Annotated in this window: 29 protein-coding genes and 1 pseudogene; 15 read left to right on the forward strand and 15 right to left on the reverse strand. The window is 59.7% G+C overall.

Annotation, left to right across the window (positions count from 1 at the left end; translation table 11 throughout):
• Positions 1-42 precede the first annotated feature (42 nt).
• Both HBO10_RS00875 and htpX read left to right on the forward strand, forming a co-directional pair.
• The gene (locus HBO10_RS00875; protein ID WP_034127153.1) at positions 43-1,254 is read left to right on the forward strand and encodes a pyridoxal phosphate-dependent aminotransferase; all 1,212 of its coding nucleotides are present in this window, start codon (positions 43-45) and stop codon (positions 1,252-1,254) included.
• 304 nt (positions 1,255-1,558) lie between these two features.
• Complete coding sequence (gene htpX, locus HBO10_RS00880) at positions 1,559-2,446, forward strand: protease HtpX (protein WP_003189904.1); 888 nt, start codon at positions 1,559-1,561, stop codon at positions 2,444-2,446.
• A gap of 198 nt (positions 2,447-2,644) precedes the next feature.
• Here the strand turns inward: htpX and HBO10_RS00885 are convergent, their stop codons facing one another.
• On the reverse strand, positions 2,645-3,301 hold the full coding sequence (locus HBO10_RS00885) for a thiopurine S-methyltransferase (protein ID WP_034127152.1): 657 nt from the start codon (positions 3,299-3,301) through the stop codon (positions 2,645-2,647).
• Between the two features lie 103 nt (positions 3,302-3,404).
• Between HBO10_RS00885 and HBO10_RS00890 the strand changes: the two genes are divergently transcribed.
• Positions 3,405-4,172 (forward strand): class III extradiol ring-cleavage dioxygenase, encoded by a 768-nt coding sequence (locus HBO10_RS00890; RefSeq protein ID WP_034127151.1) that lies wholly within the window; start codon positions 3,405-3,407, stop codon positions 4,170-4,172.
• A gap of 133 nt (positions 4,173-4,305) precedes the next feature.
• Here the strand turns inward: HBO10_RS00890 and HBO10_RS00895 are convergent, their stop codons facing one another.
• Positions 4,306-5,979: a DEAD/DEAH box helicase gene (locus HBO10_RS00895; RefSeq protein WP_014717677.1), complete on the reverse strand. Its 1,674-nt coding sequence runs from the start codon at positions 5,977-5,979 to the stop codon at positions 4,306-4,308.
• Positions 5,980-6,402: 423 nt separating this feature from the next.
• Here HBO10_RS00895 and HBO10_RS00900 point away from each other — a divergent pair, with 423 nt between their 5' ends.
• Positions 6,403-7,194: a crotonase/enoyl-CoA hydratase family protein gene (locus HBO10_RS00900; RefSeq protein WP_034127150.1), complete on the forward strand. Its 792-nt coding sequence runs from the start codon at positions 6,403-6,405 to the stop codon at positions 7,192-7,194.
• A 127-nt stretch (positions 7,195-7,321) separates the two neighbouring features.
• Here the strand turns inward: HBO10_RS00900 and HBO10_RS00905 are convergent, their stop codons facing one another.
• A complete protein-coding gene (locus HBO10_RS00905) occupies positions 7,322-8,077 on the reverse strand; it encodes a spermidine synthase (protein ID WP_034127149.1) in 756 nt (251 codons plus the stop codon).
• Positions 8,078-8,200: 123 nt separating this feature from the next.
• On the opposite strand from HBO10_RS00905, the gene HBO10_RS00910 reads away from it, so the two are divergent.
• The gene (locus HBO10_RS00910) at positions 8,201-9,547 is read left to right on the forward strand and encodes a 3-deoxy-7-phosphoheptulonate synthase class II (protein ID WP_034127148.1); all 1,347 of its coding nucleotides are present in this window, start codon (positions 8,201-8,203) and stop codon (positions 9,545-9,547) included.
• A gap of 96 nt (positions 9,548-9,643) precedes the next feature.
• Here HBO10_RS00910 and HBO10_RS00915 read toward each other — a convergent pair whose 3' ends face one another.
• Together HBO10_RS00915 and HBO10_RS00920 are read right to left on the reverse strand one after the other, a co-directional pair.
• Entirely contained in the window at positions 9,644-10,873 is a 1,230-nt protein-coding gene (locus HBO10_RS00915; RefSeq protein WP_034127147.1) for a winged helix-turn-helix domain-containing protein, read from the reverse strand.
• A gap of 45 nt (positions 10,874-10,918) precedes the next feature.
• Positions 10,919-11,125 carry a DUF1127 domain-containing protein gene (locus HBO10_RS00920; protein WP_034127146.1) on the reverse strand — a complete coding sequence of 69 codons (207 nt, stop codon included), beginning with the start codon at positions 11,123-11,125 and terminating at the stop codon, positions 10,919-10,921.
• Between the two features lie 70 nt (positions 11,126-11,195).
• On the opposite strand from HBO10_RS00920, the gene HBO10_RS00925 reads away from it, so the two are divergent.
• Positions 11,196-12,077, forward strand: coding sequence for a LysR family transcriptional regulator (locus HBO10_RS00925; protein ID WP_034127145.1), 882 nt, complete (start codon positions 11,196-11,198; stop codon positions 12,075-12,077).
• Here HBO10_RS00925 and HBO10_RS00930 read toward each other — a convergent pair.
• Positions 12,067-12,816, reverse strand: a complete 750-nt coding sequence (locus tag HBO10_RS00930; RefSeq protein ID WP_169921880.1) for a sulfite exporter TauE/SafE family protein — start codon at positions 12,814-12,816, stop codon at positions 12,067-12,069. The two genes, HBO10_RS00925 and HBO10_RS00930, sit on opposite strands and share 11 nt — an antisense overlap.
• Before the next feature lie 108 nt (positions 12,817-12,924).
• Between HBO10_RS00930 and HBO10_RS00935 the strand changes: the two genes are divergently transcribed.
• The 3 genes from HBO10_RS00935 to HBO10_RS00945 all read left to right on the forward strand — a co-directional run bounded on the left by HBO10_RS00935 (position 12,925) and on the right by HBO10_RS00945 (position 15,514).
• Positions 12,925-13,875 carry a LysR family transcriptional regulator gene (locus HBO10_RS00935; protein ID WP_034127143.1) on the forward strand — a complete coding sequence of 317 codons (951 nt, stop codon included), beginning with the start codon at positions 12,925-12,927 and terminating at the stop codon, positions 13,873-13,875.
• A gap of 81 nt (positions 13,876-13,956) precedes the next feature.
• The gene (locus HBO10_RS00940) at positions 13,957-14,409 is read left to right on the forward strand and encodes a MarR family transcriptional regulator (protein WP_034127142.1); all 453 of its coding nucleotides are present in this window, start codon (positions 13,957-13,959) and stop codon (positions 14,407-14,409) included.
• Positions 14,410-15,094: 685 nt separating this feature from the next.
• Complete coding sequence (locus tag HBO10_RS00945) at positions 15,095-15,514, forward strand: organic hydroperoxide resistance protein (RefSeq protein ID WP_034126737.1); 420 nt, start codon at positions 15,095-15,097, stop codon at positions 15,512-15,514.
• A 65-nt stretch (positions 15,515-15,579) separates the two neighbouring features.
• Here HBO10_RS00945 and HBO10_RS00950 read toward each other — a convergent pair whose 3' ends face one another.
• Positions 15,580-16,152, reverse strand: a complete 573-nt coding sequence (locus tag HBO10_RS00950; protein ID WP_034126736.1) for an elongation factor P — start codon at positions 16,150-16,152, stop codon at positions 15,580-15,582.
• A gap of 49 nt (positions 16,153-16,201) precedes the next feature.
• The gene (gene earP / locus HBO10_RS00955; RefSeq protein ID WP_034126735.1) at positions 16,202-17,335 is read right to left on the reverse strand and encodes an elongation factor P maturation arginine rhamnosyltransferase EarP; all 1,134 of its coding nucleotides are present in this window, start codon (positions 17,333-17,335) and stop codon (positions 16,202-16,204) included.
• A 132-nt stretch (positions 17,336-17,467) separates the two neighbouring features.
• Between earP and HBO10_RS00960 the strand changes: the two genes are divergently transcribed.
• Both HBO10_RS00960 and HBO10_RS00965 read left to right on the forward strand, forming a co-directional pair.
• A complete protein-coding gene (locus tag HBO10_RS00960; RefSeq protein ID WP_034126734.1) occupies positions 17,468-17,836 on the forward strand; it encodes a hypothetical protein in 369 nt (122 codons plus the stop codon).
• A 14-nt stretch (positions 17,837-17,850) separates the two neighbouring features.
• Entirely contained in the window at positions 17,851-18,333 is a 483-nt protein-coding gene (locus HBO10_RS00965; RefSeq protein WP_034127037.1) for a GreA/GreB family elongation factor, read from the forward strand.
• Between the two features lie 126 nt (positions 18,334-18,459).
• Here the strand turns inward: HBO10_RS00965 and cysB are convergent, their stop codons facing one another.
• The 5 genes from cysB to HBO10_RS00990 form a co-directional block, all read right to left on the reverse strand.
• Positions 18,460-19,434, reverse strand: a complete 975-nt coding sequence (cysB, locus tag HBO10_RS00970; RefSeq protein WP_003189876.1) for an HTH-type transcriptional regulator CysB — start codon at positions 19,432-19,434, stop codon at positions 18,460-18,462.
• A gap of 103 nt (positions 19,435-19,537) precedes the next feature.
• Complete coding sequence (locus HBO10_RS00975; RefSeq protein ID WP_034126733.1) at positions 19,538-20,038, reverse strand: universal stress protein; 501 nt, start codon at positions 20,036-20,038, stop codon at positions 19,538-19,540.
• 48 nt (positions 20,039-20,086) lie between these two features.
• On the reverse strand, positions 20,087-21,004 hold the full coding sequence (locus HBO10_RS00980) for a 5'-nucleotidase (protein ID WP_034126732.1): 918 nt from the start codon (positions 21,002-21,004) through the stop codon (positions 20,087-20,089).
• 15 nt (positions 21,005-21,019) lie between these two features.
• Entirely contained in the window at positions 21,020-21,982 is a 963-nt protein-coding gene (locus HBO10_RS00985; RefSeq protein WP_034126731.1) for a putative 2-dehydropantoate 2-reductase, read from the reverse strand.
• Positions 21,979-22,365: a hypothetical protein gene (locus HBO10_RS00990; protein WP_034126730.1), complete on the reverse strand. Its 387-nt coding sequence runs from the start codon at positions 22,363-22,365 to the stop codon at positions 21,979-21,981. The genes HBO10_RS00985 and HBO10_RS00990 overlap by 4 nt, the downstream gene beginning before the upstream one ends.
• Here HBO10_RS00990 and HBO10_RS00995 point away from each other — a divergent pair.
• Together HBO10_RS00995 and HBO10_RS01000 are read left to right on the forward strand one after the other, a co-directional pair.
• Entirely contained in the window at positions 22,364-22,783 is a 420-nt protein-coding gene (locus HBO10_RS00995) for a pilus assembly protein PilZ (protein WP_034126729.1), read from the forward strand. The two genes, HBO10_RS00990 and HBO10_RS00995, sit on opposite strands and share 2 nt — an antisense overlap.
• A gap of 145 nt (positions 22,784-22,928) precedes the next feature.
• Positions 22,929-24,005 (forward strand): 3-deoxy-7-phosphoheptulonate synthase, encoded by a 1,077-nt coding sequence (locus HBO10_RS01000; protein WP_003189871.1) that lies wholly within the window; start codon positions 22,929-22,931, stop codon positions 24,003-24,005.
• Positions 24,006-24,074: 69 nt separating this feature from the next.
• Here HBO10_RS01000 and HBO10_RS01005 read toward each other — a convergent pair whose 3' ends face one another.
• Positions 24,075-24,356 carry a GNAT family N-acetyltransferase gene (locus tag HBO10_RS01005; RefSeq protein ID WP_003189869.1) on the reverse strand — a complete coding sequence of 94 codons (282 nt, stop codon included), beginning with the start codon at positions 24,354-24,356 and terminating at the stop codon, positions 24,075-24,077.
• A gap of 612 nt (positions 24,357-24,968) precedes the next feature.
• On the opposite strand from HBO10_RS01005, the gene oprI reads away from it, so the two are divergent.
• Positions 24,969-25,220: an outer membrane lipoprotei OprI gene (gene oprI / locus HBO10_RS01010; RefSeq protein ID WP_003172710.1), complete on the forward strand. Its 252-nt coding sequence runs from the start codon at positions 24,969-24,971 to the stop codon at positions 25,218-25,220.
• A 90-nt stretch (positions 25,221-25,310) separates the two neighbouring features.
• A pseudogene (locus HBO10_RS31165) lies at positions 25,311-25,397 on the forward strand (outer membrane lipoprotein carrier protein LolA); the annotation flags it as partial.
• On the opposite strand, the gene HBO10_RS01015 reads toward HBO10_RS31165, so the two are convergent.
• On the reverse strand, positions 25,393-26,358 hold the full coding sequence (locus HBO10_RS01015; RefSeq protein WP_003189867.1) for a L,D-transpeptidase family protein: 966 nt from the start codon (positions 26,356-26,358) through the stop codon (positions 25,393-25,395). The pseudogene HBO10_RS31165 and the gene HBO10_RS01015 sit on opposite strands and share 5 nt — an antisense overlap.
• Positions 26,359-26,422 lie beyond the last annotated feature (64 nt).

Here is a 26,422-nt window from a genome sequence, read left to right on the forward strand (position 1 = left end):
GCCTACGCCGTCGGGATCGTTCATTTTCAGGATCACATCGCCATGCAGGTCAGCAAATCGAACAAGCTCGCCAACGTCTGCTATGACATTCGCGGCCCGGTGCTCAAGCACGCCAAACGCCTGGAAGAGGAAGGCCATCGCATCCTCAAGCTGAACATTGGCAACCCGGCGCCGTTTGGGTTCGAAGCGCCGGACGAAATCCTTCAGGATGTGATCCGCAACCTGCCGACCGCCCAGGGTTACAGCGACTCCAAGGGCCTGTTCAGCGCGTGCAAGGCGGTGATGCAGTACTACCAGCAGAAGCAGGTCGAAGGCGTCGGCATCGAGGACATCTACCTGGGCAACGGCGTGTCCGAGCTGATCGTGATGTCCATGCAGGCGTTGCTCAACAATGGCGATGAAGTCCTGGTGCCAGCCCCGGATTACCCGCTGTGGACCGCCGCCGTGACCTTGGCGGGCGGCCACCCGGTGCATTACCTGTGTGATGAGGGCGCCGACTGGTTCCCGGACCTGGCCGACATCAAGGCCAAGATCACGCCCAACACCAAGGCCCTGGTGATCATCAACCCGAACAACCCCACTGGCGCCGTGTACTCCAGGGAAGTATTGCTGGGCATGCTGGAACTGGCGCGTCAGCACAACCTGGTGGTGTTCTCCGACGAGATCTACGACAAGATCCTCTACGATGACGCCGTGCATATCTGCACCGCCTCCCTGGCCCCGGACCTGCTGTGCCTGACCTTCAATGGCCTGTCCAAGTCCTACCGCGTGGCGGGTTTCCGCTCCGGCTGGATCGCCATCTCCGGCCCCAAGCACAATGCGCAAAGCTACATCGAAGGCATCGACATGCTGGCCAACATGCGCCTGTGCGCCAACGTACCGAGCCAGCACGCGATCCAGACCGCCCTCGGCGGCTACCAGAGCATCAACGACCTGATCCTGCCCCAAGGTCGCCTGCTGGAGCAACGTAACCGCACTTGGGAGCTGCTCAACGCCATCCCCGGCGTGAGCTGTGTGAAGCCCATGGGCGCGCTTTACGCGTTCCCGCGGATCGACCCGAAAGTCTGCCCGATCCTCAACGACGAGAAGTTCGTGCTCGACCTGCTGCTGTCAGAAAAACTGCTGGTCGTGCAAGGTACCGCCTTCAACTGGCCATGGCCGGATCACTTCCGCGTGGTGACATTGCCACGTGTGGATGACCTGGAGATGGCGATTGGTCGCATCGGTAACTTCCTGAAGTCCTATCGCCAGTAAGGCAATTGACGCTGTACGACTCACAAAGGGTCGTACAGCGATTATCTAGCAACACTTCTGTGTCACTTACTTGCGGTTGTACTTCATTTGGCCCCTGCCTATGACGTGCCCCCTATAATCACGGGGCGACAGGGTAGCATCGGGTCGAGCAAGGCTGACAATACAGGTCGGAAAATCCCTTCAAGGCCCTACGCCAACGGTGTAGGACACAGTTTGAAATAGTCCCCCGGTTGAATCACCCCATGCCGCACCTTATATACCCCGCAGTGAGCGACATATTAAGCATGAGGAGAATTCTACAACCATGATGCGCATCCTGCTGTTCTTGGCCACTAACCTGGCAGTCGTACTGATTGCCAGCGTCACCCTGAGCCTTTTTGGCTTCAACGGGTTCATGGCGGCCAATGGGGTTGATCTGAACCTCAATCAGCTGCTGATTTTCTGTGCAGTCTTTGGTTTTGCCGGTTCGCTGTTCTCGCTGTTCATCTCCAAGTGGATGGCAAAGATGAGCACCAGCACCCAGATCATCACGCAACCACGCACTCGCCATGAACAATGGCTGATGCAAACCGTGGAGCAGTTGTCTCAAGAAGCAGGCATCAAAATGCCCGAAGTCGGGATTTTCCCGGCTTATGAGGCCAACGCCTTTGCGACCGGCTGGAACAAGAACGACGCGCTGGTGGCCGTGAGCCAGGGCCTGCTGGAGCGGTTTTCGCCCGACGAAGTCAAGGCGGTGCTGGCCCACGAGATCGGGCACGTGGCCAACGGTGACATGGTCACCCTGGCGCTGGTACAGGGCGTGGTGAACACCTTCGTGATGTTCTTTGCGCGGATCATCGGCAACTTCGTCGACAAGGTCATCTTCAAGAACGAAGAAGGCCGTGGTATTGCCTACTTCGTGGCGACCATTTTCGCCGAGCTGGTCCTGGGTTTCCTGGCCAGCGCCATCGTGATGTGGTTCTCTCGCAAACGCGAGTTCCGCGCAGATGAAGCCGGCGCACGCCTGGCGGGCACCAGCGCAATGATCGGCGCGCTGCAACGCTTGCGCTCCGAACAGGGCCTGCCGGTGCATATGCCCGACAGCCTGACCGCCTTCGGCATCAACGGCGGCATCAAGCAGGGCCTGGCTCGCCTGTTCATGAGCCACCCGCCGCTGGAAGAGCGGATTGACGCACTGCGTCGCCGGGGCTGATAGCCGGATGACTCAACAAGGGGGCGATCTGATCGCCCCTTTTTTGTGCCTGCTGATTTCACCGCTCTCTGTAGGAGCGAGCTTGCTCGCGAAAAACTCGCAGGCGCCGCGTTCATTTAGCAAGCACGCGTTATCGTTGACGTCTTTCGCGAGCAAGAACTAGGCGTCCCCCTCGCTCCTACAAAAGGAAAAACCCTTTTAGCGCCTGGTCAGCCGATAAGCACGCTCTTCAAGGCGAGTAACACCGTCCTGCAGGAACTTTCCGCTCTCCCTCAGGATGTCCCGCTCCTCCAGCCGCTCCAACGCCCAATGCAGTGCAAATAGCACCTGCACTTCCTCGTCCGTGACAGCAAAGGGTGGGCCGGCCTTCTGCCCTTGGTCGTAATCGAGGGTAATCAGCAAACCCTGGCAGCCTGAGGGCAGCAAGGCATTCAGATGCTCTGCGTATTGCGCGCGCATCAGTGGCGGCAATGCTATCAACGCTGCGCGGTCATAAACGGCGCTGCAACCGGCCAGCGCCCCGGCATCGAGGCTAAAGAAATCGCCACACCACAGCTCGATCATGCTGGCCTGGTAGACCTTGAAGGCGCCCTGCTGACTGACGTGCGGCACAAGCTCCTGCTCGCTGAAGAACGCCTCAACCGCCTGCTCCGACAGCTCCACGCCCATTACCGGGTACCCCTGGCTCTTGAGCCATACCAAGTCCAGGCTTTTGCCACACAACGGTACCAGCACCTTTGCCCCCTCGGGCAACCCCAGCACGGGCCAGTGCCGTTGCAAATAGGGATTGACCTCGCGCTGATGGAAGCCGATCTGATTGCTCGCCCAGCGGTCCTGCCAAAATTCAGGCTGCATGAATCACTCCGAAAATTCGATCAAAAGGCGCTAAAACTTATATTAGATTTAGATCGATGATCTGATTGAAGATGACTCCATCTTAACCCTCAGGACCCTGCTCATGCTCCCCAGCCTGTTTATCTCCCACGGCTCGCCCATGCTGGCCTTGCAACCCGGTGCCAGCGGTCCTGCGCTGCAGCGCCTGGCTGCCGAACTGCCACGGCCCAAAGCCATTGTGGTGGTGTCGGCGCATTGGGAAAGCCCGGACCTGCTGGTCAGCGGCAGTGCTGCCCCCGAAACCTGGCACGACTTCGGTGGCTTTCCGCGCGAGCTGTTTGCGGTGCAATACCCCGCGCCGGGTGACCCGCAGTTGGCCAGTGAGATCGTCGAACTGCTGCACGCCGACGGCCTGGCTGCACGTATTGACGAGCAACGCCCCTTCGACCACGGCACCTGGGTCCCGCTGTCGCTGATGTACCCGGCAGCGGACATCCCGGTGGTACAAGTGTCCTTGCCCAGCCGCCTGGGCCCGGCTTTGCAGACTCGAGTCGGGCATGCACTCGCGAGCCTGCGCGAACAGGGTGTGCTGCTGATCGGCTCCGGCAGCATCACCCACAACCTGGGCGAACTGGATTGGCGCGCCGGGCCGGAGACGATCTCATCGTGGGCCCGGGAATTTCGTGACTGGGTGGTCGACAGACTCGCGGCCAATGACGACGCCGCCTTGCATGACTATCGCCGCCAGGCGCCACATGCCGTGCGCAGCCATCCCAGCGATGAACATTTGCTGCCGCTGTACTTTGCGCGGGGTGCGGGCGCAGATTTCAGCGTGGCGCACCAAGGCTTCACACTGGGTGCCTTGGGCATGGATATCTATCGCTTTGGCTGAAACCGTTATACCTGTGGGAGCTGGCTTGCCTGCTCTCACAGTTGATCGCGTCGGAGCCTAAAACATGAGGCGAAAAAAAATCCCCGAACCAGTCGGGGATTTTTTATGTGCGATCAATCAGCCCAAGGGCGGATCAATCTTCGCGGTAGCGACGCAGCTTGAGCTGCTTACCGGCAACGCGAGTGTCTTTCAGCTTGGCCAGCAGTTTTTCCAGGCCGTCTTCCGGCAACTCCACCAGGGAGAAGCTGTCACGCACCTGGATGCGACCGATGGCTTCACGTGCCAGGCCACCCTCGTTGAGGATAGCGCCCAGCAGGTTCTTGGCAGCGATACCATCACGCGCACCCAGCGCGGTACGGCAACGAGCACGGCCTTCAGCCAATGGCACTGGAGCACGACGCTCACGGTCACCACGGTCTGGACGGTCACCGGAACGCTCTGGACGATCACCGCGTGGCGCGCTGTTCGGAACCAGTGGACGTTCTTTTTCGATGGCTGCCAAGGTCAGGGCCTGACCATTGGTAGCTTTGCGCAGCAGGGCTGCAGCCAGGGCACGCGGGGTGCAACCGATATCGGCGGTCAGGCGGTCCAGCAGGTCGCCGTGGGTCGATTCAGCGTCAGCCACCAGTGGCGCCAGGCTGTTGGTCAGTTTCTTGATGCGCGCATCGAGAACGGCCTGGGCATCCGGCAGGCGGACTTCGGCAACTTTCTGGCCGGTAACACGCTCGATCACTTGCAGCATGCGGCGCTCACGTGGAGTCACCAGCAGCAACGCACGACCTTCGCGACCGGCACGGCCAGTACGGCCGATACGGTGAACGTAGGACTCTGGATCGTAAGGCATGTCAACGTTGAACACGTGGGTGATACGTGGAACGTCGAGGCCACGGGCAGCAACGTCGGTCGCCACAACGATGTCCAGACGGCCATCCTTGAGGGAGTCGATCACGCGCTCACGCTGGTTCTGGGCAATGTCACCGTTCAGCGCAGCGGCTTTGTAGCCTTTGGCTTCCAGGGCGCTGGCCAGGTCCAGGGTCGCTTGCTTGGTGCGCACGAACATGATCAGGGCGTCGAAGTCTTCGACTTCCAGCAGGCTCAATACAGCCGAGGTCTTCTGGTCAGCGTGAACCAACAGGTGAGCCTGTTCGATCGCGGTAACGGTCTGGGTCTTGGTCTGGATCTTCACGTGCTCCGGATCGCGCAGATGGCGTTCGGCAATGGCACGGATGGACTGCGGCAGGGTAGCCGAGAACAGTACGGTCTGACGGGTCGCTGGCAGCGCCTTGAAGATGACTTCCAGGTCATCCATGAAGCCCAGCTTCAACATTTCGTCAGCTTCGTCCAGAACCAGGTGGTTCACGGTCGACAGGACTTTTTCGTCACGACGCAGGTGGTCGCACAGACGGCCCGGAGTGGCGACAACGATCTGTGCGCCATTACGGATTGCCTTGAGTTGTGGGCCCATAGGGGCGCCGCCGTAAACGGCCACAACAGTTACACCCGGCATTTGCTTGGCGTAGGTTTCAAAGGCGGTTGCTACTTGCAGCGCCAACTCACGGGTTGGCGCCAGGATCAGGGCTTGCGGCTCGCGCTTGGCAGGATCGATGCAATGCAGAATAGGCAGGGCGAACGCGGCGGTTTTACCGGTACCAGTTTGCGCCTGGCCAATCATGTCCTTACCGGCCATGATGATCGGGATCGATTGCTGCTGAATCGCCGAAGGTTCTTCGTAGCCGGTCGCTGCGACGGCTGCAAGAATATTCGGGTTAAGATTAAAAGCGGCGAAGCCGCCGGTTTCCTGGGTCATGGGTCTGCCTCTAAGTGCATCCGCAAAGACCCATGCTCCAAAGCTGCGCATGCCGTGTTGAGACTCAAGAGTCGCCCTGGCTGCTTTGTCGGCGGGGATTTGCGAAAACGAATGAATGAAAAAGATTCGTCAAGGAAGAGTCCGCTGTGCGGACGTGCAGCCGAAGCTGACTTCGGGGAATTGCGCTACCTAAACGCGGCCCGGTTAAAGGCCGGCGCGCACTATACCGGAAATAGCTGAAAAAGGGAGCTTTTTTTATCGCCAGGCGCCGATAAACCGCACTGGGTCACGCGCTTTGCAGATCCGTGCGCCAGAGTCTATTTTTCAAAGGCCCGGCCCTGTTGGTCATCGAGCTTAAACGGTTCACCCACCCATTGAGACCCTTTGGTCTGAAACCTCACCTGCGCCCCGAGGGCACAACCGATGAATCAAGCCAGCAGTAGCCGTGTCAGCCGCGCACTTGAGGGCCATGTTCTATTGCTAGGCCTGGACCGCGTGGCCAAGCGCAACGCCTTTGACCTGGATTTGCTCAATGAACTGAGCCTGGCCTATGGCGAATTTGATCGAAACGATGACGCACGGGTGGCCGTGGTGTTTGCCCATGGCGATCACTTCACCGCAGGACTGGACCTGGCCAATGTCAGCGGCGTAATGGCCGGCGGCTGGCAACCGCCGCTGGGAGGGTGCGACCCGTGGGGGGTGTTTGCCGGCCCGCGCGTGAGCAAGCCGGTGATCGTCGCCGCCCAAGGTTACTGCCTGACCATTGGTATCGAGTTGATGCTGGCGGCGGATATCAACCTCTGCGCCAGCAATACCCGCTTCGCCCAGATGGAGGTGCAACGCGGCATCTTTCCGTTTGGCGGCGCGACATTGCGCTTTCATCAGATTGCCGGCTGGGGCAATGCGATGCGTTGGCTGCTCACCGGCGACGAATTCGACGCCCATGAGGCCCTGCGCCTGGGGTTGGTGCAGGAAGTGATGGCCAGTGAAGACCTGTTGCCACGTGCCATTGAATTGGCCAACCGCATTGCCCGCCAGGCGCCGCTGGGTGTGCAGGCAACGTTGATGTCGGCACGCCTGGCGCGCATGGAGGGTGAGGCCGTCGCAGCCGCCGCGCTGCCGCCCATGGTGGATAAACTGCTCAACAGTGAGGACGCCAAGGAGGGTGTTCGGGCGATGGTCGAGAAGCGGCCCGGGGTGTTCAAGGGGATTTGAACAAACTGAGTTAGCCGTCGCCAGTGAGGGCCTCTTCGCGGGCAAGCCCGCTCCCACAGGGGATTGCATTTCAACACAGAGTGCAATTCGACTGTGGGCTTGCCCGCGAAAGCGTCCGAACTGACAACTAAGTTGCTGGCCGAATCGCCTTGATCAACGGCTGCAACGAATACCCCAATCGCGGCGCCAAGGCTTCGGCTCGGGCTGACAGCGCATCCAGGTCCAGCACCTGATCCAGCTCCGAAGGCACCAATAGAATCACATTGCCCTCCTTCACCGGCAGCTCCCAGTAATGCCGGTGGTACAACCCACGCAGCAACGCCGCCCCCAGCGGCTTGCCGTCATCGGTGGCCCACTGGTTGATCACCAGCCAGCCGCCCGGGTTGAGTTTCTTCTGACAGTTTTCCAGGAAGGTCCAGGCCAGATGCCCCACGCCCGGGCCGACATCGGTGTAGAGGTCGACGAAAATCAAATCGGCCGATTCAGCACTGTCGAGCAATTGCAGCGCGTCACCAATGCGGATGTACAAGCGCGGATCGTCATCCAGCCCCAGATATTCAATCGCCAGGCGCGGCACATCGGGGCGCAGCTCAATGGCTTCGACATCCTCCAGCGCCAGGAACTTGAGGCATGCCTGGGTCAACGTGCCCGCGCCCAGGCCGAGGAACAACGCACTTTCCGGCTGTTCATGGCACAACGCGCCGATCAGCATCGCGCGGGTGTAGTCGTACTCCAGCCAGCTCGGGTCAGCAGTGAACACACAGCTTTGCTCGATGGCGTCGCCAAATTCGAGAAAGCGGTAATCAGCCACTTCAAGCACACGGATCATGCCGAATTCATCATGGACTTCGGCCAGCAGGCGCTCGACACGCTCCTCGCTCATCACTACTCCTAAAGGGTTTACCGCACGACAAAGGCGCGATTGTCGGCCAAGCGGCAACCACAGGTCACGCACTAATTGCTGCTAACATTGACGCCCTAACATCCACCTGCAAACGAGTTCATGATGAGCCACCCCTGGAGTCCCGATAGCTGGCGAGCCCTGCCGATCCAGCAGCAACCCCGATACCCGGACGCCGCGCACTTGGAGCAAGTGGAGCAGAGCCTGGCGAGCTACCCGCCCCTGGTGTTTGCCGGCGAAGCCCGCGAATTGCGCCGTCAGTTTGCCGAAGTGACCCAGGGTCGTGCCTTCCTGCTGCAAGGTGGCGATTGCGCCGAGAGCTTCGCCGAGTTTTCCGCCGCGAAGATCCGCGACACCTTCAAGGTGCTGCTGCAGATGGCCATTGTCATGACCTTCGCCGCCGGTTGCCCGGTGGTGAAAGTCGGGCGCATGGCCGGCCAGTTCGCCAAGCCACGTTCGGCCAACGATGAAACCATCGACGGCATCACCCTGCCCGCCTACCGTGGCGATATCGTCAACGGCATCGGCTTCGACGAAAAAAGCCGCGTGCCAGACCCGGACCGCCTGTTGCAGTCCTACCACCAGTCCACCGCCACCCTCAACCTGCTGCGCGCCTTTGCCCAGGGCGGTTTTGCCGACCTGCACCAAGTGCACAAATGGAACCTGGATTTCATCGCCAACTCCGCCCTCGCCGAAAAGTACAGCCAACTGGCCGACCGCATCGACGAAACCCTGGCCTTCATGCGCGCCTGTGGCATGGACAGCTCGCCGCAATTGCGCGAAACCAGCTTCTTCACCGCCCACGAAGCGTTGCTGCTCAACTATGAACAAGCCTTCGTGCGCCGCGACAGCCTGACCAACGATTACTACGACTGCTCGGCGCATATGCTGTGGATCGGCGACCGTACCCGTCAATTGGACGGCGCCCATGTCGAGTTCCTGCGCGGGGTGAACAACCCGATCGGCGTGAAAGTCGGACCGAGCATGAACCCGGAGGACCTGATCCGCCTGATCGACATCCTCAACCCGGATAACGACCCCGGCCGCCTCAACCTCATTGCCCGTATGGGTGCAGGCAAGGTCGGCGACCATTTGCCCAACCTGATCCGTGCCGTGCAGCGCGAGGGCAAGCAGGTGCTGTGGAGTTGCGACCCAATGCACGGCAATACCATCAAGGCCAGCAGTGGCTACAAGACCCGCGACTTTGCGCAGATCCTTGGCGAAGTGAAGGATTTTTTCCAGGTGCACCAGGCAGAAGGCAGCTATGCCGGCGGGATCCATATCGAGATGACCGGGCAGAACGTCACCGAATGCATCGGCGGCGCACGACCGATCACCGAAGATGGCCTGTCAGACCGCTACCACACCCATTGCGACCCACGGATGAATGCCGATCAGTCGCTGGAGTTGGCGTTCCTGATTGCCAAGACCTTGAAACAGGTAAAGCGCTGACGTTTTATCGACGGGGATGACGCCATCGCGGGCAAGCCCGGCTCCCACAGAAAAACGCGTTCAAATGTGGGAGCCGGGCTTGCCCGCGATAGAGCCTTAAAGGCTGACATCCCGGTTCAGCATCGCAGCCCTCAACCGGGCAGCACTGGGCCGCTGGCAATTGAGCTGGATCTGTTCCAGCCCTAGCCAGTCGGCCATCTTTCGTAGGTTCAAGGCCAGCGCCAACATACCTTCCTCATCCAGCCCAGGTTCTTCCTCGTGCACGGCATGCACGGCCAGGCGCTCATGGGCACGCTCGGCCCGCAGGTCGACGCGTGCGGCAATGCGTTCGTTGTGGAGAAACGGCAGGACGTAATAGCCGTACACGCGTCTTTCTTGCGGAGTGTAGATCTCCAGGCGATAGCGAAAGTCGAACAAGCGCTCGGTGCGGCTGCGCTCCCATATCAGCGAATCGAACGGCGACAACAATGCACTGGCCGGCACGTTGCGCGGCAGTTTGGGCGCCGCCAGGCAATACGCTGGTTGTTTCCAGCCCCGCACCTGGCACGCCAGCAGTTGCCCATCCTCAACCAGCTCGGCCAAGCGGTTGCGGCTGTCGGCGGGGTCGAGGCGGAAATAATCGCGCAGGTCTTTTTCGGTGGCGACACCCAATGCAGTCGCACTGTGCAACAGCAAGCCACGCTGCGCTTCACCTTCACTCATGGAGACCCTGAGCACCTCTGCGGGAATAACACGCTCGGGCAGATCATAAAGCCGCTCAAACCCTCGACGACCGGCAACCGTGACCAGGCCAGCGGCGAACAGCCATTCCAGCGCGTGCTTTTCATCACTCCAATCCCACCAGGGACCGGCACGCTCCTCGCGGGTCGACAAGCTACCCGCCCCCACGGCGCCCTGCTGTTCGACGGTGCGCAACACGCGCTGAATCGTCGCCTGCTGCTCACGGCCAAAACGTGCCATCTGCGAATAGATCCCCTGCCCTTGCCGGGCGCGCTCCATACGCCAACCCATCAACGGGTACAGCGCCAAGGGCAGCAGCGACGCCTCATGCCCCCAGTATTCAAACAGAGAACGCCGCCGCCCCAGGCTCCAGGCCGCCTGCTCAAGAATCGATGGGGAATAAGAACCAAGGCGAGAAAACACGGGCAGGTAGTGGGAACGCACCAGCGCATTGACCGAGTCGATCTGTAAAACGCCCAGGCGCTCGATCAAGCGGTTGAGGTGCGTGGCCTTTATCTGTGCAGGCGCCTGGCGCCCGGAAAACCCCTGGGCAGCCAGCGCCATGCGTCGAGCTTGCTTGAGTGAAATACACAGGTCGGCGGGCATGGCGATCTCCATTGAGGCTCGCGCCCTACCCTACTGCATCCGGGCTTATTTTCGCAGCGGGTCTTCCCAGAAATGCCGATGGCTTTCCTGCGCGACGTCGGCGCGATTGAGCCCGATGTCCTTGAGTGCGTCATCGCTCAAGGTCGCCAGCATCTGCCGCTCCTGATGCAACAGTTGCCAACGCGCGAATGTGTGAAATAGCCCGGAAAACGGCCAGTTATCCGTCGATATGAAACCTTTTTGACCTTTCATCTTCTCGCCCTCCAGTGGGGATGACGACAGTGTGTGCCTGGCATTATGATCAATCCAACGAATGTTTCTTATGTATTACATCTCGGAGATTGATCAATTGTCCGCCTATCCCAGCATCGACACAGACGTGCTGCGCACCTTCGTCGCCATTGCCGACCAGGGCGGTTTCACCCGTGCCGGCGAGACGGTCAATCGCACTCAATCGGCGGTCAGCATGCAGATGAAGCGTCTGGAAGAAGACGTGTTGCAGCGCAAACTGTTCGAGCGCGATGGCCGGCAGGTACGGCTCACGCCCGAAGGCCAGGTGCTGCTGGGTTATGCGCGGCGCATCCTGAAATTGCACAGTGAAGTGTTCAATACCCTGCGCGAGCCGCATATGGTGGGATTGGTGCGCATCGGCACGCCGGATGACTATCTGATGCGCTTTCTGCCAGGGATCCTGAAACAGTTCTCCAAAGCCTACCCACTGATTCAAATCGAAATGCACTGCGAAGCATCGACCGTATTGATGCAACGGCGGGACTTGGCGCTGACCGTGATCAGCCGCGAGCCCGGCAATGATCTGGGTGAGTTGTTGCGTACCGAACGCATGGTATGGGCAGCATCACCGTGCTTTTGTGTGGAGGAGCACGATGCCCTGCCTCTGGCGGTGTCCGGCGACGAGTGCCTGTACACCCATTGGGCACGTGCGGCATTGGACGCGGCCGGGCGAGATTATCGCCTGGCCTATCACAGCTCTAACGGAGCAGCGATCCTGGCGGTGGTGAGTGCGGGCCTGGCGGCGATGGTCAGCATGGAAAGCCTGGTCACCGACGACCTGCGAGTGCTCGGCAGCGACGAAGGCTTCCCGCCTTTGCCGTCGATGAACCTGCGCTTGCTGCGTAACCCGCAGATGACCTCGCCGATCACCGAGTGCCTGGCGGACTACATCGTCGAAGGCTTCAAACTTTAAAGGTAAGCATCACCGCGCACACCACCAAAAAGCCACAGAACAGGCCGCGCAACAGGCGCTCCGGCAAGGCATGAGCCACTTTCACGCCCCAACTGATACTCAGCAGGCCACCCACCGCCAGCGGTAGGCCGATCATCCAGTCCACCTCGTGGTGCCAGGCATAGGTGACCAGGGTCACACCGGTACTGGGCAACGCCAAGGCCAACGACAACCCTTGGGCAACCACTTGAGTAGTGCCGAACACACTGGTGAGTACCGGTGTGGCCACCACCGCGCCGCCGACCCCGAACAGCCCGCCCATGGAGCCGGATGCCGCGCCCAAGACGCCAAGCCAGGGCCAGGAATAACGCATTTGCGTGGTGGGCGGCGCGTTGCGGGTGAACATGCGCAGCAGGTTGTAGGCAGACAGCGCCACCAAGAACGCAATAAAACCAATGCGCATGGCGCCCGCATCCAGCCCCACCGCCCAGATCGATCCCAGCCAGGCAAAGCAAAAGCCGGTCACACCCAAGGGTAAGGCGTGACGCAACTCGATGCGGTTACGTTGGTGATAGCCCCACAGGGCGAGCATCACGTTCGGCACGACCATGACCAAAGCGGTGCCCTGGGCAATTTGCTGATCCAGCCCGAACAACACGCCGAGTACCGGGATAGCAATCAGCCCGCCGCCGATGCCAAACAGCCCACCCACGGTGCCCAACGCCGCACCCAATGCCAAGTACATCACTAGATCCCACACCGCTCGCTACTCCGCAATTCCAAGCTTTGCATGCTACGCAGTCGGCTCTGGCGCGGAAACGCACAGCAACGCACAATGGTTGTGCCAATCTCGCATAAGCGTCGAGCCATGAACCCCAACACCTTGACCGACCAACTCAGCCTGTTTCTGGATGTGCTGGAAGCCGGCAGCTTTTCCGCCGCCGCGCGCCGCCATCCGCTGACACCTTCCGCCGTGGCCCGGCGCATCGACAGCCTGGAAAGCTCCGTGGGTAGCCGCCTGTTCCAACGCAGCACCCATGCGGTGGTGCCCACCTCGGCGGGCCTGGCCTTTGCCGAGCGGGCACGACGGATTGTCAACGAGTTGCAGCTGGCGCGGGCTGAAGCGGTCTCGCTGAGCCATGCGCCGGAGGGGTTGATCCGGGTCGATGCGCCCGCAGCATTCGGCCGCCGGCATCTGGCGCCGGTCATTGCGGACTTTTTAAACCTGTACCCAGGACTGGACGTGCACCTGCACTTGATCGACAGCTTTGTCGATATGCAGGGCGCGCATCTGGGCAAGGTCGATCTGGTTCTGCGCGCTGGGCATATTGTCGATACCCGGCTGGTCGCTACGCCGTTGGCGAGCATTGTGCGTATCGCCTGCGCCAGCCCCGCGTACCTGAAAAGCCGTGGCACGCCGGCCCATCCTCGAGAGCTGAGCGAACATGATGGCCTGGACTGGGACGGGCTGGCGCCAATGTTCGCCTGGCGCTTCGAACTGGACGGGCGTCGCACCACCTATCGCCCCCGGCGCATCCGCATGAGCGCCAACAATGCCGAAGCCCTGCTTTCGGGTGCACTGGCCGGGCTGGGCATCGCTCATCTGCCGACCTGGTTGGCCAGTGAATACCTGGTACGCGGTGAGCTGTTGCCGCTGTTTTGTGAAGACGGTTTGCCGAGCCCGGAAACCGCCGGCATTTATGCGCTGCGCCTGGAGCAACAGCCCAATGCGCGCAGCCGATTGTTGCTTGAATATCTTAAATCCCGTTTCAGCCCGGTGCCGCCTTGGGATCTGGCATTGCAAAGTGGCTTGGTCTGACGCCTCCGGCAAGAATTACCTGGCGCATTAAAGATTTGCCCGCTAGATTCCAGCCCAGACATGCTTATTCGAGACGCTACCATGAGCAAAAACCCTGATCCTTGCGAATCGCTGTTGCTGGACAACCAGCTGTGCTTCGCCCTGCACTCTACTTCATTGCTGATGACCAAGGTCTACAAGCCGCTGCTCCAAGCCATCGGCCTGACCTATCCGCAATACCTGGCCATGATGGTGCTGTGGGAAGAGGATGAATTGACCGTCAGCGAAATCAGCAGCCGCCTGCTGACGGACCCAGGCTCCATGACGCCACTGCTCAAGCGCCTGGAAGCCGAGGGCCTGCTCAGCCGTACCCGCAGCCGCGAAGATGAACGAGTGGTAGTCGTGGAACTGACCGACACCGGGCGCGCCTTGCAGGAGAAGGCCAAGGATGTTCCGCAATGCATCCTGGGCGCCAGCGGGATGGCGCTGGAGCAATTGCGCAAGCTGCAAGGAGACCTGATCGCGTTGCGCGCCAATCTGCAAACCAGCCTCTGACGCAACGCACACCTAAAAAGTGGGAGCTGGCTTGCCTGCAATGGCCATAGCTATCTACACAACTTCGGCACGACGCTAAATCTGTGGCGAGGGAGCTTGCTCCCGTGACGGCCTGGCAGCCGACACAGATATAACTGATGCCCCCGCGATCCAAGGTGGTGGCTTGCCTGCGAAGACGGCCTGACAGTCAATACAGTTGGACCGTGTACATATCCATTCCTGCGGTAACGGCCACTTAGGGTTCCGCTTTTACAGCGGCTCACTTTTGAAAAGCCGGAATACCGGCCCAGACAAAAGTAAGCAAAACGCTCTTGCCCCACCACTCGGCACCTCGCCCAGGCTCGGTGTGCCCGTAATCCGCCAGCGTGGTTTAACGGGGCGCCTAAGATCAAAAGCAGATCAAGATAAAGAGCGGCTCGCTTCGCATCGTGCTTACCGTTGAGCTAACAGAGTTATGTAGATACCTATGCTGCGATGGCGGTACATCAGTCAACAATGCATTGACTGACACACCGCAATCGCAGGCAAGCCAGCTCCCACTTTTTGCTCTGCGGTGCCCTCAAATTTTTCAATCAGCCAAAAAACTGAAAAATTAACTTGCGCACTAAACATTAGTGCTATACATTCGCCTCACCAACTACTTAGCGCGCAAATGTTTAGCGCTAAACACACAGAGGAACGCCCCATGCAAACGCTCTATACCGCAGTAGCCACCGCCACTGGCGGCCGTGATGGTCGCGCCGTTTCCAGCGACAATATCCTCGACGTCAAACTGTCGACTCCCAAGGAGTTGGGTGGCGCCGGTGGCCAGGCCACTAACCCCGAGCAATTGTTTGCTGCCGGCTACTCCGCCTGCTTTATCGGCGCACTGAAATTCGTTGCCAGCCAGACCAAACGCAAAATCCCGGATGACGCTTCGATCACCGCCCACGTTGGCATCGGCCAGATCCCTGGCGGCTTCGGCCTGGATATCGACCTGCATGTCAGCCTGCCGGGCCTGGCCCAGGATGACGCGCAAAGCCTGGTCGACGCCGCGCACCAGGTCTGCCCGTACTCCAACGCCACCCGTGGCAACGTTGATGTGCGCTTGCATGTAACGGTCTGAAAAACAGACGCCCATGAAAAAGCCCGACTCAAAGTCGGGCTTTTTTCGTATCGCCGGGGCCAGAATTACTTCTTGGCGCGACCTTTGTACGAACCACCTTCACGGGTGTCGATCTCGATCATGTCGCCGATTTCGATGAAGTCTGCAACGCTCAGCTCGGTACCGTTCTTCAGTTTGGCAGGCTTCATCACCTTGCCGGAAGTGTCACCGCGAGCGGAACCTTCGGTGTAGTCAACCTGACGCACGATGGTGGTCGGCAGCTCTACGGAAACCAGGCGATCTTCGAAGAAGATAGCTTCGCAGACGTCTTCCATGCCTTCTTCGATGAACGGCAGAACGGCTTCGATATCTTCAGCGTTCAGCTCGTACATGGTGTAGTCGGTAATGTCCATGAACGTGTAGGTGTCGCCGCTGATGAAGGACAGGGTCGCTTCTTTGCGGTCGAGGATTACGTCGTCCAGTTTGTCATCGGCGCTGTAGACGATCTCGGTCTTGTAACCGGTCAGCAGGTTCTTCAGCTTGGTCTTCATGATTGCGCTGTTACGACCAGACTTGGTGAACTCAGCTTTCTGAACCAGCCAAGGGTCGTTTTCGAGACGGATCACTGTACCGGGTTTCAGTTCTTTACCAGTTTTCATTGCGTATATCCGAAATTTGGATGGGATTGACAAAAATCAAGGTGGCGTATCATATCCAACTTTCATAAAACTGTACCAGCGCCGTCGCAAGATCGGCCTGCAAGCCTTGTTCCAGACACCACTTCTCAGCGTGCTGGGTGACCTCGGGCCAGTGTTCCAGCAGCATTTTCCAGGACTGTGCCATATCGCCATCAGCGTTCCAGGCTTGCCAAAGCGTGACGACGGCAGCCTTGGCGGCCGGTGAAAGTGCGGCAGTGTACAGTTCCAGGAAGGCATCGAGCTTGTCCAGGTGGATGTCTTCGTCCTGGCGGTAGATGTGCCATAGCATTGGCCTCCCCGCCCACTGGGCACGCACGAACGAGTCTTCGCCCCGTACGGCGTTGAATTCGCAGCACCATAGCAATCGGTCATATTGCTCCTGACGCACGAATGCAATGACCTGAACGGTCAGCGCGCCGCGCACCTGAATGTCTCCCGCCGACAAACTGCTCACCCCCAGCCAGCGTTGCACATCCCCTAGAATGCGCCCTTCCGGCACCAGCAAGTGCGTCCTGCGCCCATCGGCTGCCAGCACGTCCAGCCAGCCGGCCAAGCCATCATTCTCATAGGCAAACAGCGACATCAAACGCGCGCCGGCCGCCGGAGCAACGCCCAGGCTTTGCAGGAACTGTTGCTGCGCGGCGGCTTCCTGTTGAAACGCCTGGCGTCGCTCCAACAAGCCGGCTTCACGCAACAGGCCGCCGGTGCCAGGGCGAAACCCGGGGAAGAAAAAGTATTTCTGCACGCCTTTGTACTTCACCGAAGGCAAGCGATGACAACCCACCACCCAGTCTTCAGCGCTGAGGTAATCCAGGTTCATCCACAATGGCGCACGCTCTCGCTCGGCCATGCAGTCCATGTACTCAGGCGGTAGCTGGCAGGCGAACGCAGCAATCACCACATCGGCCGGGTGCGCGCCTGGCCATTCGGCCGGCCAGTGACGCACTTCGACGCCCTCTTGCCATTGCTGGCCCACCTGCACATCAATGTCCGGGCACATGCGTTCGAAGGCGCGCAGGTCATCGACCCACAAGCGCACGTCACAGCCATGCTCCACCACCAACTGCCGGGCCAAGCGCCAGGTCACGCCGATGTCGCCGTAGTTGTCGACGACACTGCAAAAAATATCCCAGCGGGCTTTCATTCCGGGCTCCATCAATCAAAGGTTCGATTGTCCGCATAAATGCGTGGATGCAGAAGGCTTGATCGCGATTATTCTGCACAGAGGCTGTGCGACAATCACCGTCATGCCGTCAATGCCTGCCAGGAGGCCCTTATGTCTGACCGTCCGTTATCGCTGCTCAAACTCTGCATCGCTATTGCCGCAGGCGTGTGGCTAGGGTTTATCGCCATTGCGCTGACCACCTGGCTGGCGTCTCGCTACCTGTTCCCCCAGAGCCTGGCGCCGGTGGCACAGGCGGTTCAGCAATTGGGCAAACCGGCGATGGTTGAGCCGCAGCCACCGAGCCGTCTGTTCGAACAGTACCAACAAAACCTGCAAAAACAGGAACAACAACAGGCCCTGGACCAGGCCCGAAGCAACGCGCGTAACCTGTCCAACCCCAAATGCCAGTTCTGGCTGCAACAAGACCAGAACGCCCCCAATGAAAAGACGCGGGCCAATGTCCTGCAATTCTGCGATTGATGCCAGATACCGCCATGAATAAACACGCCGTGCTCCAGTTGATCCTGGAAAAGCTCACCGTCGACCTCGACATCGTCCAACGCGCCGCGCAGACCGCCTACGAAACCGCGACCCACGAAGAAAACATTGCCGAGAACAAATACGACACCCTCGGCCTGGAGGCTTCGTACCTGGCCACCGGGCAGGCCCGGCGAGTGGAGGAGATCAAGCAATCGCTGGTGCTGTGCCAGCAACTGCAGCTACGTGCATACGATGATCGACGCGGGATAGAGATCGGCACGCTGGTGGGCCTGGAAGACGAGGACGGCCGCCAGCAATGGCTGTTCCTGGCGCCGGATGCAGCGGGTTTGAAAGTGGATGTGGTCGGGCAACCGGTGACTGTCATCACGCCGCGCTCGCCGTTGGGTAAAGGTCTGTTGGGCAAGCGTATCGATGAAGAGGTGGAGATTCTGGTGGCCGGCGCTCGGCAGCACTTTACGGTTACCGAGGCCAGATAACCTGCAGCTTCCCTGTAGGAGCGAGCTTGCTCGCGAAGGAACGCAAGGGCGCCACATACAACCTGGCACCCCGCGTTAACGTTGGCGATCTTCGCGAGCAAGCTCGCTCCTACAAGGTCATCGCGGTCAGTGGACGGGCAATTCAACGCCGTCAAACAACTCTTCCAGCTCTTGCTTGTTGTGGCACTGGATCGCCTTGGCCATCACTTCACGGGTCAGGTGCGGTGCGAACTTCTCGATGAAGTCGCACATGAAGCCGCGCAGGAAGGTACCGCGGCGGAAACCGATCTTGGTCACGCTGGACTCGAACAGTTCGCTGGCATCCAGCACCACCAGGTCTTTGTCCAGGTTGGTGTCGACCGCCATCTTGGCGACGATTCCGACGCCCAGGCCGAGGCGAACATAGGTCTTGATCACGTCGGCATCGGCAGCGGTGAACACCACCTTGGGCGTGAGGCCGCGATGGCTGAACGCTTCGTCGAGCTTGGAACGGCCGGTAAAGCCGAACACGTAGGTCACGATCGGGTATTCAGCCAAGGCTTCCAGGGTCAGCTTCGGCAGCTTGGCCAAAGGGTGCCCCTGGGGCACAACCACGCAGCGGTTCCAACGGTAGCAGGGCATCATTACCAGGTCGCCGAACAATTCCAGGGCCTCGGTGGCGATGGCAAAATCGACGGTGCCGTCAGCGGCCATCTCGGCAATCTGCATCGGCGAACCCTGGTGCATGTGCAGCGCTACGTCCGGGTATTGCTTGATGAAATCACGGATCACCGGCGGCAATGCATAGCGCGCCTGGGTGTGAGTGGTGGCGATCGACAAGGTGCCTTTCTTCTCGTTGGAGAACTCCTGGGCGATCTGCTTGATGCTTTCGACTTTACGCAGGATCTCGCCGGCGGTGGTGATGATGCGCTCGCCGGCTGGAGTGACGCGGGTCAAGTGTTTGCCGCTGCGTGCGAAGACTTCGACGCCCAACTCGTCTTCGAGCAGGCGGATCTGCTTGCTGATACCAGGCTGCGAGGTATAGAGGCTTTGAGCGGTAGCGGAAACGTTGAGGTCGTGGTGCGCCACTTCCCAGATGTAGCGCAGTTGTTGAAGCTTCATATGAATCCCTCAAAGCAGATAGACGCCACGGGTATCAGCGACGGCATATAACTATATTAAAGGTTTGACGGATAAATCTAGAACTTTTTATCGTCTTTACCGATCAACTATCGTCACTGCGCCGACGCTGCAGCGACGGCACCAGGTAAACCGGCACCGGGGACAACTGCAACACCCGTGCGGCGGTACGCCCAAGGGGGACGGCCACGCCGGTTGCCTGGCTATGACTGCCTACGACCAGCAAGTCGACGGACAGTTTTCGCAACTGGTCGAGAATCACCTCGCAAGGGTCCCCCTGGATAACCTTGACCGAGCGAATCCATTGCAGGTCCTGCTCCCCTTCCTCCCACTCCTCGCGAAAGCTGTCCAGCACGCGCTGTTCAATCGTCGCCATCACCGTGCTCAGCCCCTTGCTCTGCCATTCGCTCAAGGCGGTTTCATCAAGGTAGCTCTGCAACACCGATTCGGCGAACAAGCCAATGGGCTCGACCACGTGGATCACATACAGGTCAGCCTTGAACGTTCGCGCCAGCGCCACTGCATGTTGCATCACATAGGGTGCATACAGACCGAGGTCCGTGGCAAACAGCATCGAGCGAATCATAAAACCTCCTGGACTGCCAGGATGGCGGGAATTGAATGAGCTTAGCAGCTAGCTCTCGGTCTGGATTCTCAACTCATTGCTGATGCCATGGGGCACGTGCCCGGTGGCCACTACCTCCCTGGCTTTCTCGCAATGGCCGGCCTGGTCATCGAAAAACACATCGGCGGCAAAGGCTTCCAGAAACGCGGATTTTTCCAGGCCACCGAGGAACAGCGACTCGTCCAGGCGGATATCCCACTCGCGCAACGTGCGGATCACGCGTTCATGGGACGGTGCCGAACGTGCGGTGACCAACGCGGTACGGATCGGGCAGGCCTCATCGGCAAACTCGCGTTGCAACAGGTTCAGTGCCGCCAGGAAGCCCTTGAACGGACCGCCGTGCAAAGGCTGGCGCGCCGACTCTCGCTCGCTGGCCTGGAAGGCTGCCAGCCCGCCGGCCTGGTAGACACGCTCGGACTCATCGGAGAACAGCACGGCATCGCCATCGAATGCGATGCGCAGCTCTTCGCTGGAAGCGCGGCGCGGGCCGCCGGACAAAATCGTCGCGGCCGCAAACCCGGCATCGAGGGCACTGCGCACATCTTCAGCATGGGTGGAGAGAAACAGATGACAACCGAAGGCGGCCAAATAGGGATAGGGACTACGCCCGCCTACAAAAGCGGCGCGGGAAATATCCAGGCCGTAATGCTGGATCGAGTTGAACACCCGCAGCCCGGTATCGGCACTGTTGCGCGACACCAACACCACCTCGACCCGCGCACGCCCCAGGCTGGCATTCAGGCTCAGCAGCTTCTTGACCAGCGGGAAGGCATCGCCAGGCTCGAGGGTTTCCTCCTCGTGCTCGATCTGGTATTTGCGGTAAGCCTCGACCCCTTCAGCCAGATAAACCTTGTGGCTGTCACTCAGGTCGAACAGCGCTCGTGAGGAAATCGCCAGCACCAGTTTGTCAGCCAATCCCTTCACCATGGTAGTTCCCCCCAATCAGCGGTTGTGCCGATCAATAAAACTCAAGGCCTGATAGAGCGCCTGCATGCGTGGCAGTTCGCAACCGGCCGCTTTGGCAGCGGCCAAGGGGCGGGCGTAGATGGCCGCCAGCTCCAGCGGCCGCTTGTGCAGATGGTCGTGGTACATGCTGGGCAGGTAGTCGTCCATGGTTTCTGTCATGGCGAACATCTGCCCAGCGTAACTGGCAGGAATTTCATGCCCGCAGGCATGAGCGCCCTGCACCACCTCGGCCATCAGCGCCTGGATCAACTCGCGGCTGGACTCATCGGCCATCATGGCCGTGGTGCCCGTGCCCAGCAATACAGAGAGGCCGTTGAACGGCACGTTCCAGACCAGCTTGTGCCAACGCGCCAGATGCACATTGGCCATGGCCTGGGACTCGATGCCAGCTTGATGAAACAGCCCGGCGCCGGCTTCGACAATCGCCTGTTGCTGCACCTCGTCGTTGGCCGCCGCGCCACTGTGATAGCCCAGGTTGACCCGGCCCAACGCCTGATGCTCGACCACACCGGGGGCCGAGCGGTGCACACCGATGTAGCACAGGCCGCCCAACAGATGCAGCGACGGCGGCAGGTGTTCACGCAGGCTGTCTTCGACATCGAGGCCGTTTTGCAAGAGCACCACTTTGGCGTCCGGCGTCGCCACCTGGGCGATGGTGGGCGCCAGGCCCACATTGCCGGTGGACTTGGTGCCCACCAGTAGCCAGTCGCACGGCGGCATGTCGGCGGCGCTGGCATAGGCCTGCACCGGATGCAGGTGCAGTTGCCCATGCACCGTACTGTTGACGTGCAGGCCATGCCTGCTCACCGCGGCATATTCGCTGCGCAACAGGAAATGCACATCGAAGCCGGCACGCGCCAGCATCAGTCCGTAGTAACCACCAATGGCACCGGTACCGATAATGCCAATGCGTGGCGACGGGGCTGCAACTGCTGTCATGGCAAATCCTCTGGTATTCGATTGAGCGCCTGGTTTACGCATTCAGCGAGGTCGGATGCTGTAAGACGTGCCTGTAATTGCCCAAGGAATTGACCCTCGCACACCAGGAACAACGCCGGCAAATGAAAGATCTGGTAGCGTTCCACCGCACCGCCGTTGTGCCCGGCATCCACCCAGCACACGCGGTCCACCGGCAAGTGCCAGCCAGGCAACTGCTGGCGTGCCCAGCGGCAACTGGCACAACCGACACTGGTGAACACTACCAGCGAAATACCTGGCAATCCCAGCAATTGCTGGTCAATATCCAGGTCGGTCAATTCCAGTTCCTTCACTATACTGCTGCCATTGCCGTCAACTGGACGGCGCTCGGAGTCCGTGTACATGGGTCGTTTTTTACCTCACCCTGATGATGTCGCTGTCGAGTTGATCCAACGTCCCTCTCCCGCCCTGCCCCGCCAACGCCTGCATACTATCGGCCGCGGCGGCGTCGCCTGCAATTGGCCACGTGCCTGGCGCGCCGGCACGGCGGTTGATCTGCATATCCCTTCCCTGGGGCCCAGCGCCCGTTATCCGGGCTATGTCGCCTGGTGCCGCAAAGTCGAACAGGGCTATCGCATCGGTATTTGCTTTACCGATGAACACGCCTTGTTCGGTGCGCGAATGGGTGAGCAAGTGTGCCAGATCGAGCGTTACTGCCGCCTGCACGAAGATGCCGAGCCAACGCCTGCGCAACTTGAAGCCATGGCCCGTGACTGGGTGTCGCGCCATGCTGGCGAGTTCTCCCATGAGGCGATTGTGTAGCCAGCGCTGGATTAAACCGGGCTTTGCCCATTGTCGCGGGCCCGTGTTACGCGCTAAGGTTCCTCCCCCCTGCATTCAAATCATGCTGTGCCCGCCGCACGGGGATAGCTGGCGGCCGGCACCCGTGACCCTGGCGAGTAACACGATGGCTGATTTACCGATCAATGACCTTAACGTTGAATCCAACGAGACCCTGATCACCCCCGATCAGCTCAAGCGCGAAATCCCCCTGAGCGACGCTGCCCTGCAGACCGTCACCAAGGGCCGCGAAGTCATCCGTGACATTCTCGACGGCACCGACCACCGCCTGTTCGTGGTGATCGGGCCCTGCTCTATCCACGACCTCAAGGCCGCCCACGAATATGCCGAGCGCCTCAAGGTGCTGGCGGCAGAGGTGTCCGACACCTTGTACCTGGTCATGCGCGTGTATTTCGAGAAACCGCGTACCACCGTCGGCTGGAAAGGCTTGATCAACGACCCATACCTGGACGACTCCTTCAAAATCCAGGATGGCTTGCACATCGGTCGCAAGCTGCTGCTGGACCTGGCTGAAATGGGCCTGCCCACCGCAACCGAAGCCCTCGACCCGATCTCCCCGCAATACCTGCAGGACCTGATCAGTTGGTCGGCCATCGGCGCACGTACCACCGAATCCCAGACCCACCGCGAAATGGCGTCCGGCCTGTCCTCGGCCGTAGGCTTCAAGAACGGCACCGACGGCGGCCTGACCGTGGCGATCAATGCGCTGCAATCGGTCTCCAGCCCTCACCGTTTCCTGGGTATCAACCAGGAAGGCGGCGTGTCCATCGTGACGACCAAGGGCAACGCCTACGGTCACGTGGTGCTGCGTGGCGGCAATGGCAAGCCCAACTATGACTCGGTCAGCGTCGCATTGTGCGAACAGGCACTGAACAAGGCCAAGATCAAGCCAAACATCATGGTTGACTGCAGCCACGCCAACTCCAACAAAGACCCGGCGTTGCAGCCGCTGGTGATGGAGAACGTTGCCAACCAGATCCTGGAGGGCAACCAGTCGATCATCGGCTTGATGGTCGAGAGCCATTTGAACTGGGGTTGCCAGGCGATTCCAAAAGACTTGGCCGATTTGCAATACGGCGTGTCGATCACCGATGCCTGCATCGACTGGTCGGCCACTGAAACCACCCTGCGCAGCATGCATGCCAAACTCAAGGACGTGTTGCCCCAGCGCAAACGCACCTGAGCCAATACCTGTTTCGCGCACACAAAAACGCCGGGCCAAGCCCGGCGTTTTTTATTGGCAACTGGTCAGTTACAGCTTCGCAGCATGGCGCTGGTGGCGCTCCATATAGCGTTCGACATAGGAGCATGAGGGGATCACCGTGTAGCCAGCCTCTTCGGCAAACTTCAAGGCTTCCTCGGTCAACGCAGCCGCAATGCCTCGCCCCCGCAGTGCGTTGGGCACGAAGGTGCGATAGATATCCAGGGTCTGCTTCCCGAGGTCCATGTAGGTCAGGTAGGCACGATGACCGTCCACATTGGTCTCGAACTGATGACCAGCCTGGTCATGGTGGATGGACAACGCCTCGCTCATCACTACTCCTCGCGGGTCTGAATTAACGACCCTACCTTACCGATGTTTTTCCGGCGAAGGAACATCTACGCCACCCCGTGCCGGTTTCGACAGCGAGAAAACCGTGAGCGCTCACAACCAGCACATAGGGAATAGTAGGCACCAATCCTGAAATTGCTCAAGGCGCACTCGTCATCCCCTGCCGCTGGTGGATATAGAAAGGGCCTCGATCAACCGGTGACCGATAGCCTGAACATTGCCGGCAGTTGAACCTTGAGACGAACTGGCGCACTTAAAGTCACCTCTAGATGCGCGAAAGATGCCTTGCGCAGTAAAGCCAAGCGCAACCAAAGTGCCCCGCTTCGTTATATAAAATTTCATCTGTTTACAAGGCTTAACACATGCGGGCCGGCCCTTTCAGCCTGGATCCAATGTTCGTCGAGGTGCAAAAATCTGGACAGTTTTCATACAGACCGCCAAAAGATTAGCCAAAATAGATTCAGCACAAGAATTTTTTTTGCTTCTTGCGCAACGTCAGTTTACTTACTACAAGTAATGGGTAGTATGTACGCCGGCTATTAGCTCACTCTGAGAAAGTAGCCATTAAATTGAAAGTCCTTGAAGGGGAACACGATGAACAACGTTCTGAAATTCTCTGCTCTGGCTCTGGCCGCAGTTCTGGCTACCGGTTGCAGCAGCGTCTCCAAAGAAACCGAAGCTCGTCTGACTGCAACTGAAGACGCAGCAGCTCGCTCCCAGGCCCGTGCAGACGAAGCCTACCGTAAAGCTGATGAAGCTCTGGCTGCTGCTCAAAAAGCACAACAGACTGCTGACGAAGCTAACGAGCGCGCTCTGCGCATGCTTGAAAAAGCAAGCCGCAAGTAATAATCCTTCGGGGTTGTTATCAAGCCGATCCATTTATGGGTCGGCTTTTTTTTGCCTTTGATTTGGCCCGCGCCACCTGTAGGAGTGCGCTTGCTCGCGAAGATGGTCAACGATAACGCGGGCGTCCTGAATGTCAGCGGCGCCCTCAGGTTTTTCGCGAGCAAGCTCGCTCCTACAGCAGGTCGGCTGGGGTACTGGAGGCCACGGGCGCCGCGCCTGGCACTCCAATTTCGGTCGGCAAGCCATCCTCGGCGGCGACCACATCACGCACCTGGTCCCAGTTGACCCGCAGGTTATTGGACAGGTCTTCGCGCTTGAGCAACGCATTGATGACCGCGGTGTGCTTGTCGACCACCGAGGGCGTACCGTCATCGTTCAACGGCGTGTGAGCCTCAAGGTAAACCTTGCCACCACTGCTGCCGAACTTGTACGCATCATTGATGATGCGCACTGACGTGCCTACCGGCACCATGCCCGCCATTTCCAACACGTTGTTATTGAACATGCGGAAGCAACCGTGGCTGGTGCGCGTGCCGATACCAAACTTCATGTTGGAGCCGTGAATCAGGTAACCCGGCGTGCCCAGGGTGAACTTGAAGGGCCCCAGCGGATTGTCCGGGCCGGCAGGCACCACGTTGGGCAGCGGATCACCGTTGGCGGCGTGTTCGGCCTTGATCGAGGCCGGTGGCGTCCAGGTCGGGTTCGGCGTCTTGGCGATGATACTGGTATGGGCGATCGGCGAACCCCAGCCTTCCCGGCCAATGCCCAGGGGGAAGGTATAGACGACATTTTGGCCTTTTGGATAGTAGTAGAGCCGGTATTCCGCCAGGTTGATCACAATGCCTTCCCGCGGCCCGGGCGGCAGGATAAAGCGTGTCGGCAGCACAATCTCGGTGCCCGCCCCCGGCAACCAGGCATCGACACCCGGGTTGGCCGCAACCATTTCCGAATAGCCCAGGTCGTAGGTGGTGCCAAGGTCGGCAAAGGTGTCTTCGTACTTGGCCTTGATCACTTGGACCTGGCCAACAATGTCCTCACCGGGCGGCGGCAAGGGCAACTGCAAGGCCGCCGCCGAACCCGCCGCACAAAGCGCAGCAAGAGACAGGCAGCAGGTGACGACGGAAAGGCGCGACAACATCCGGAAAATCCTTCGCAAGACGACGGGTAGGTTAAAAGCGAGCTACAAGCTTTCAGCCGCAAGC

The organism is Pseudomonas sp. WS 5503 (assembly GCF_012985385.1).
GTDB classification, from domain to species: Bacteria; Pseudomonadota; Gammaproteobacteria; order Pseudomonadales; family Pseudomonadaceae; genus Aquipseudomonas; species Aquipseudomonas paracarnis.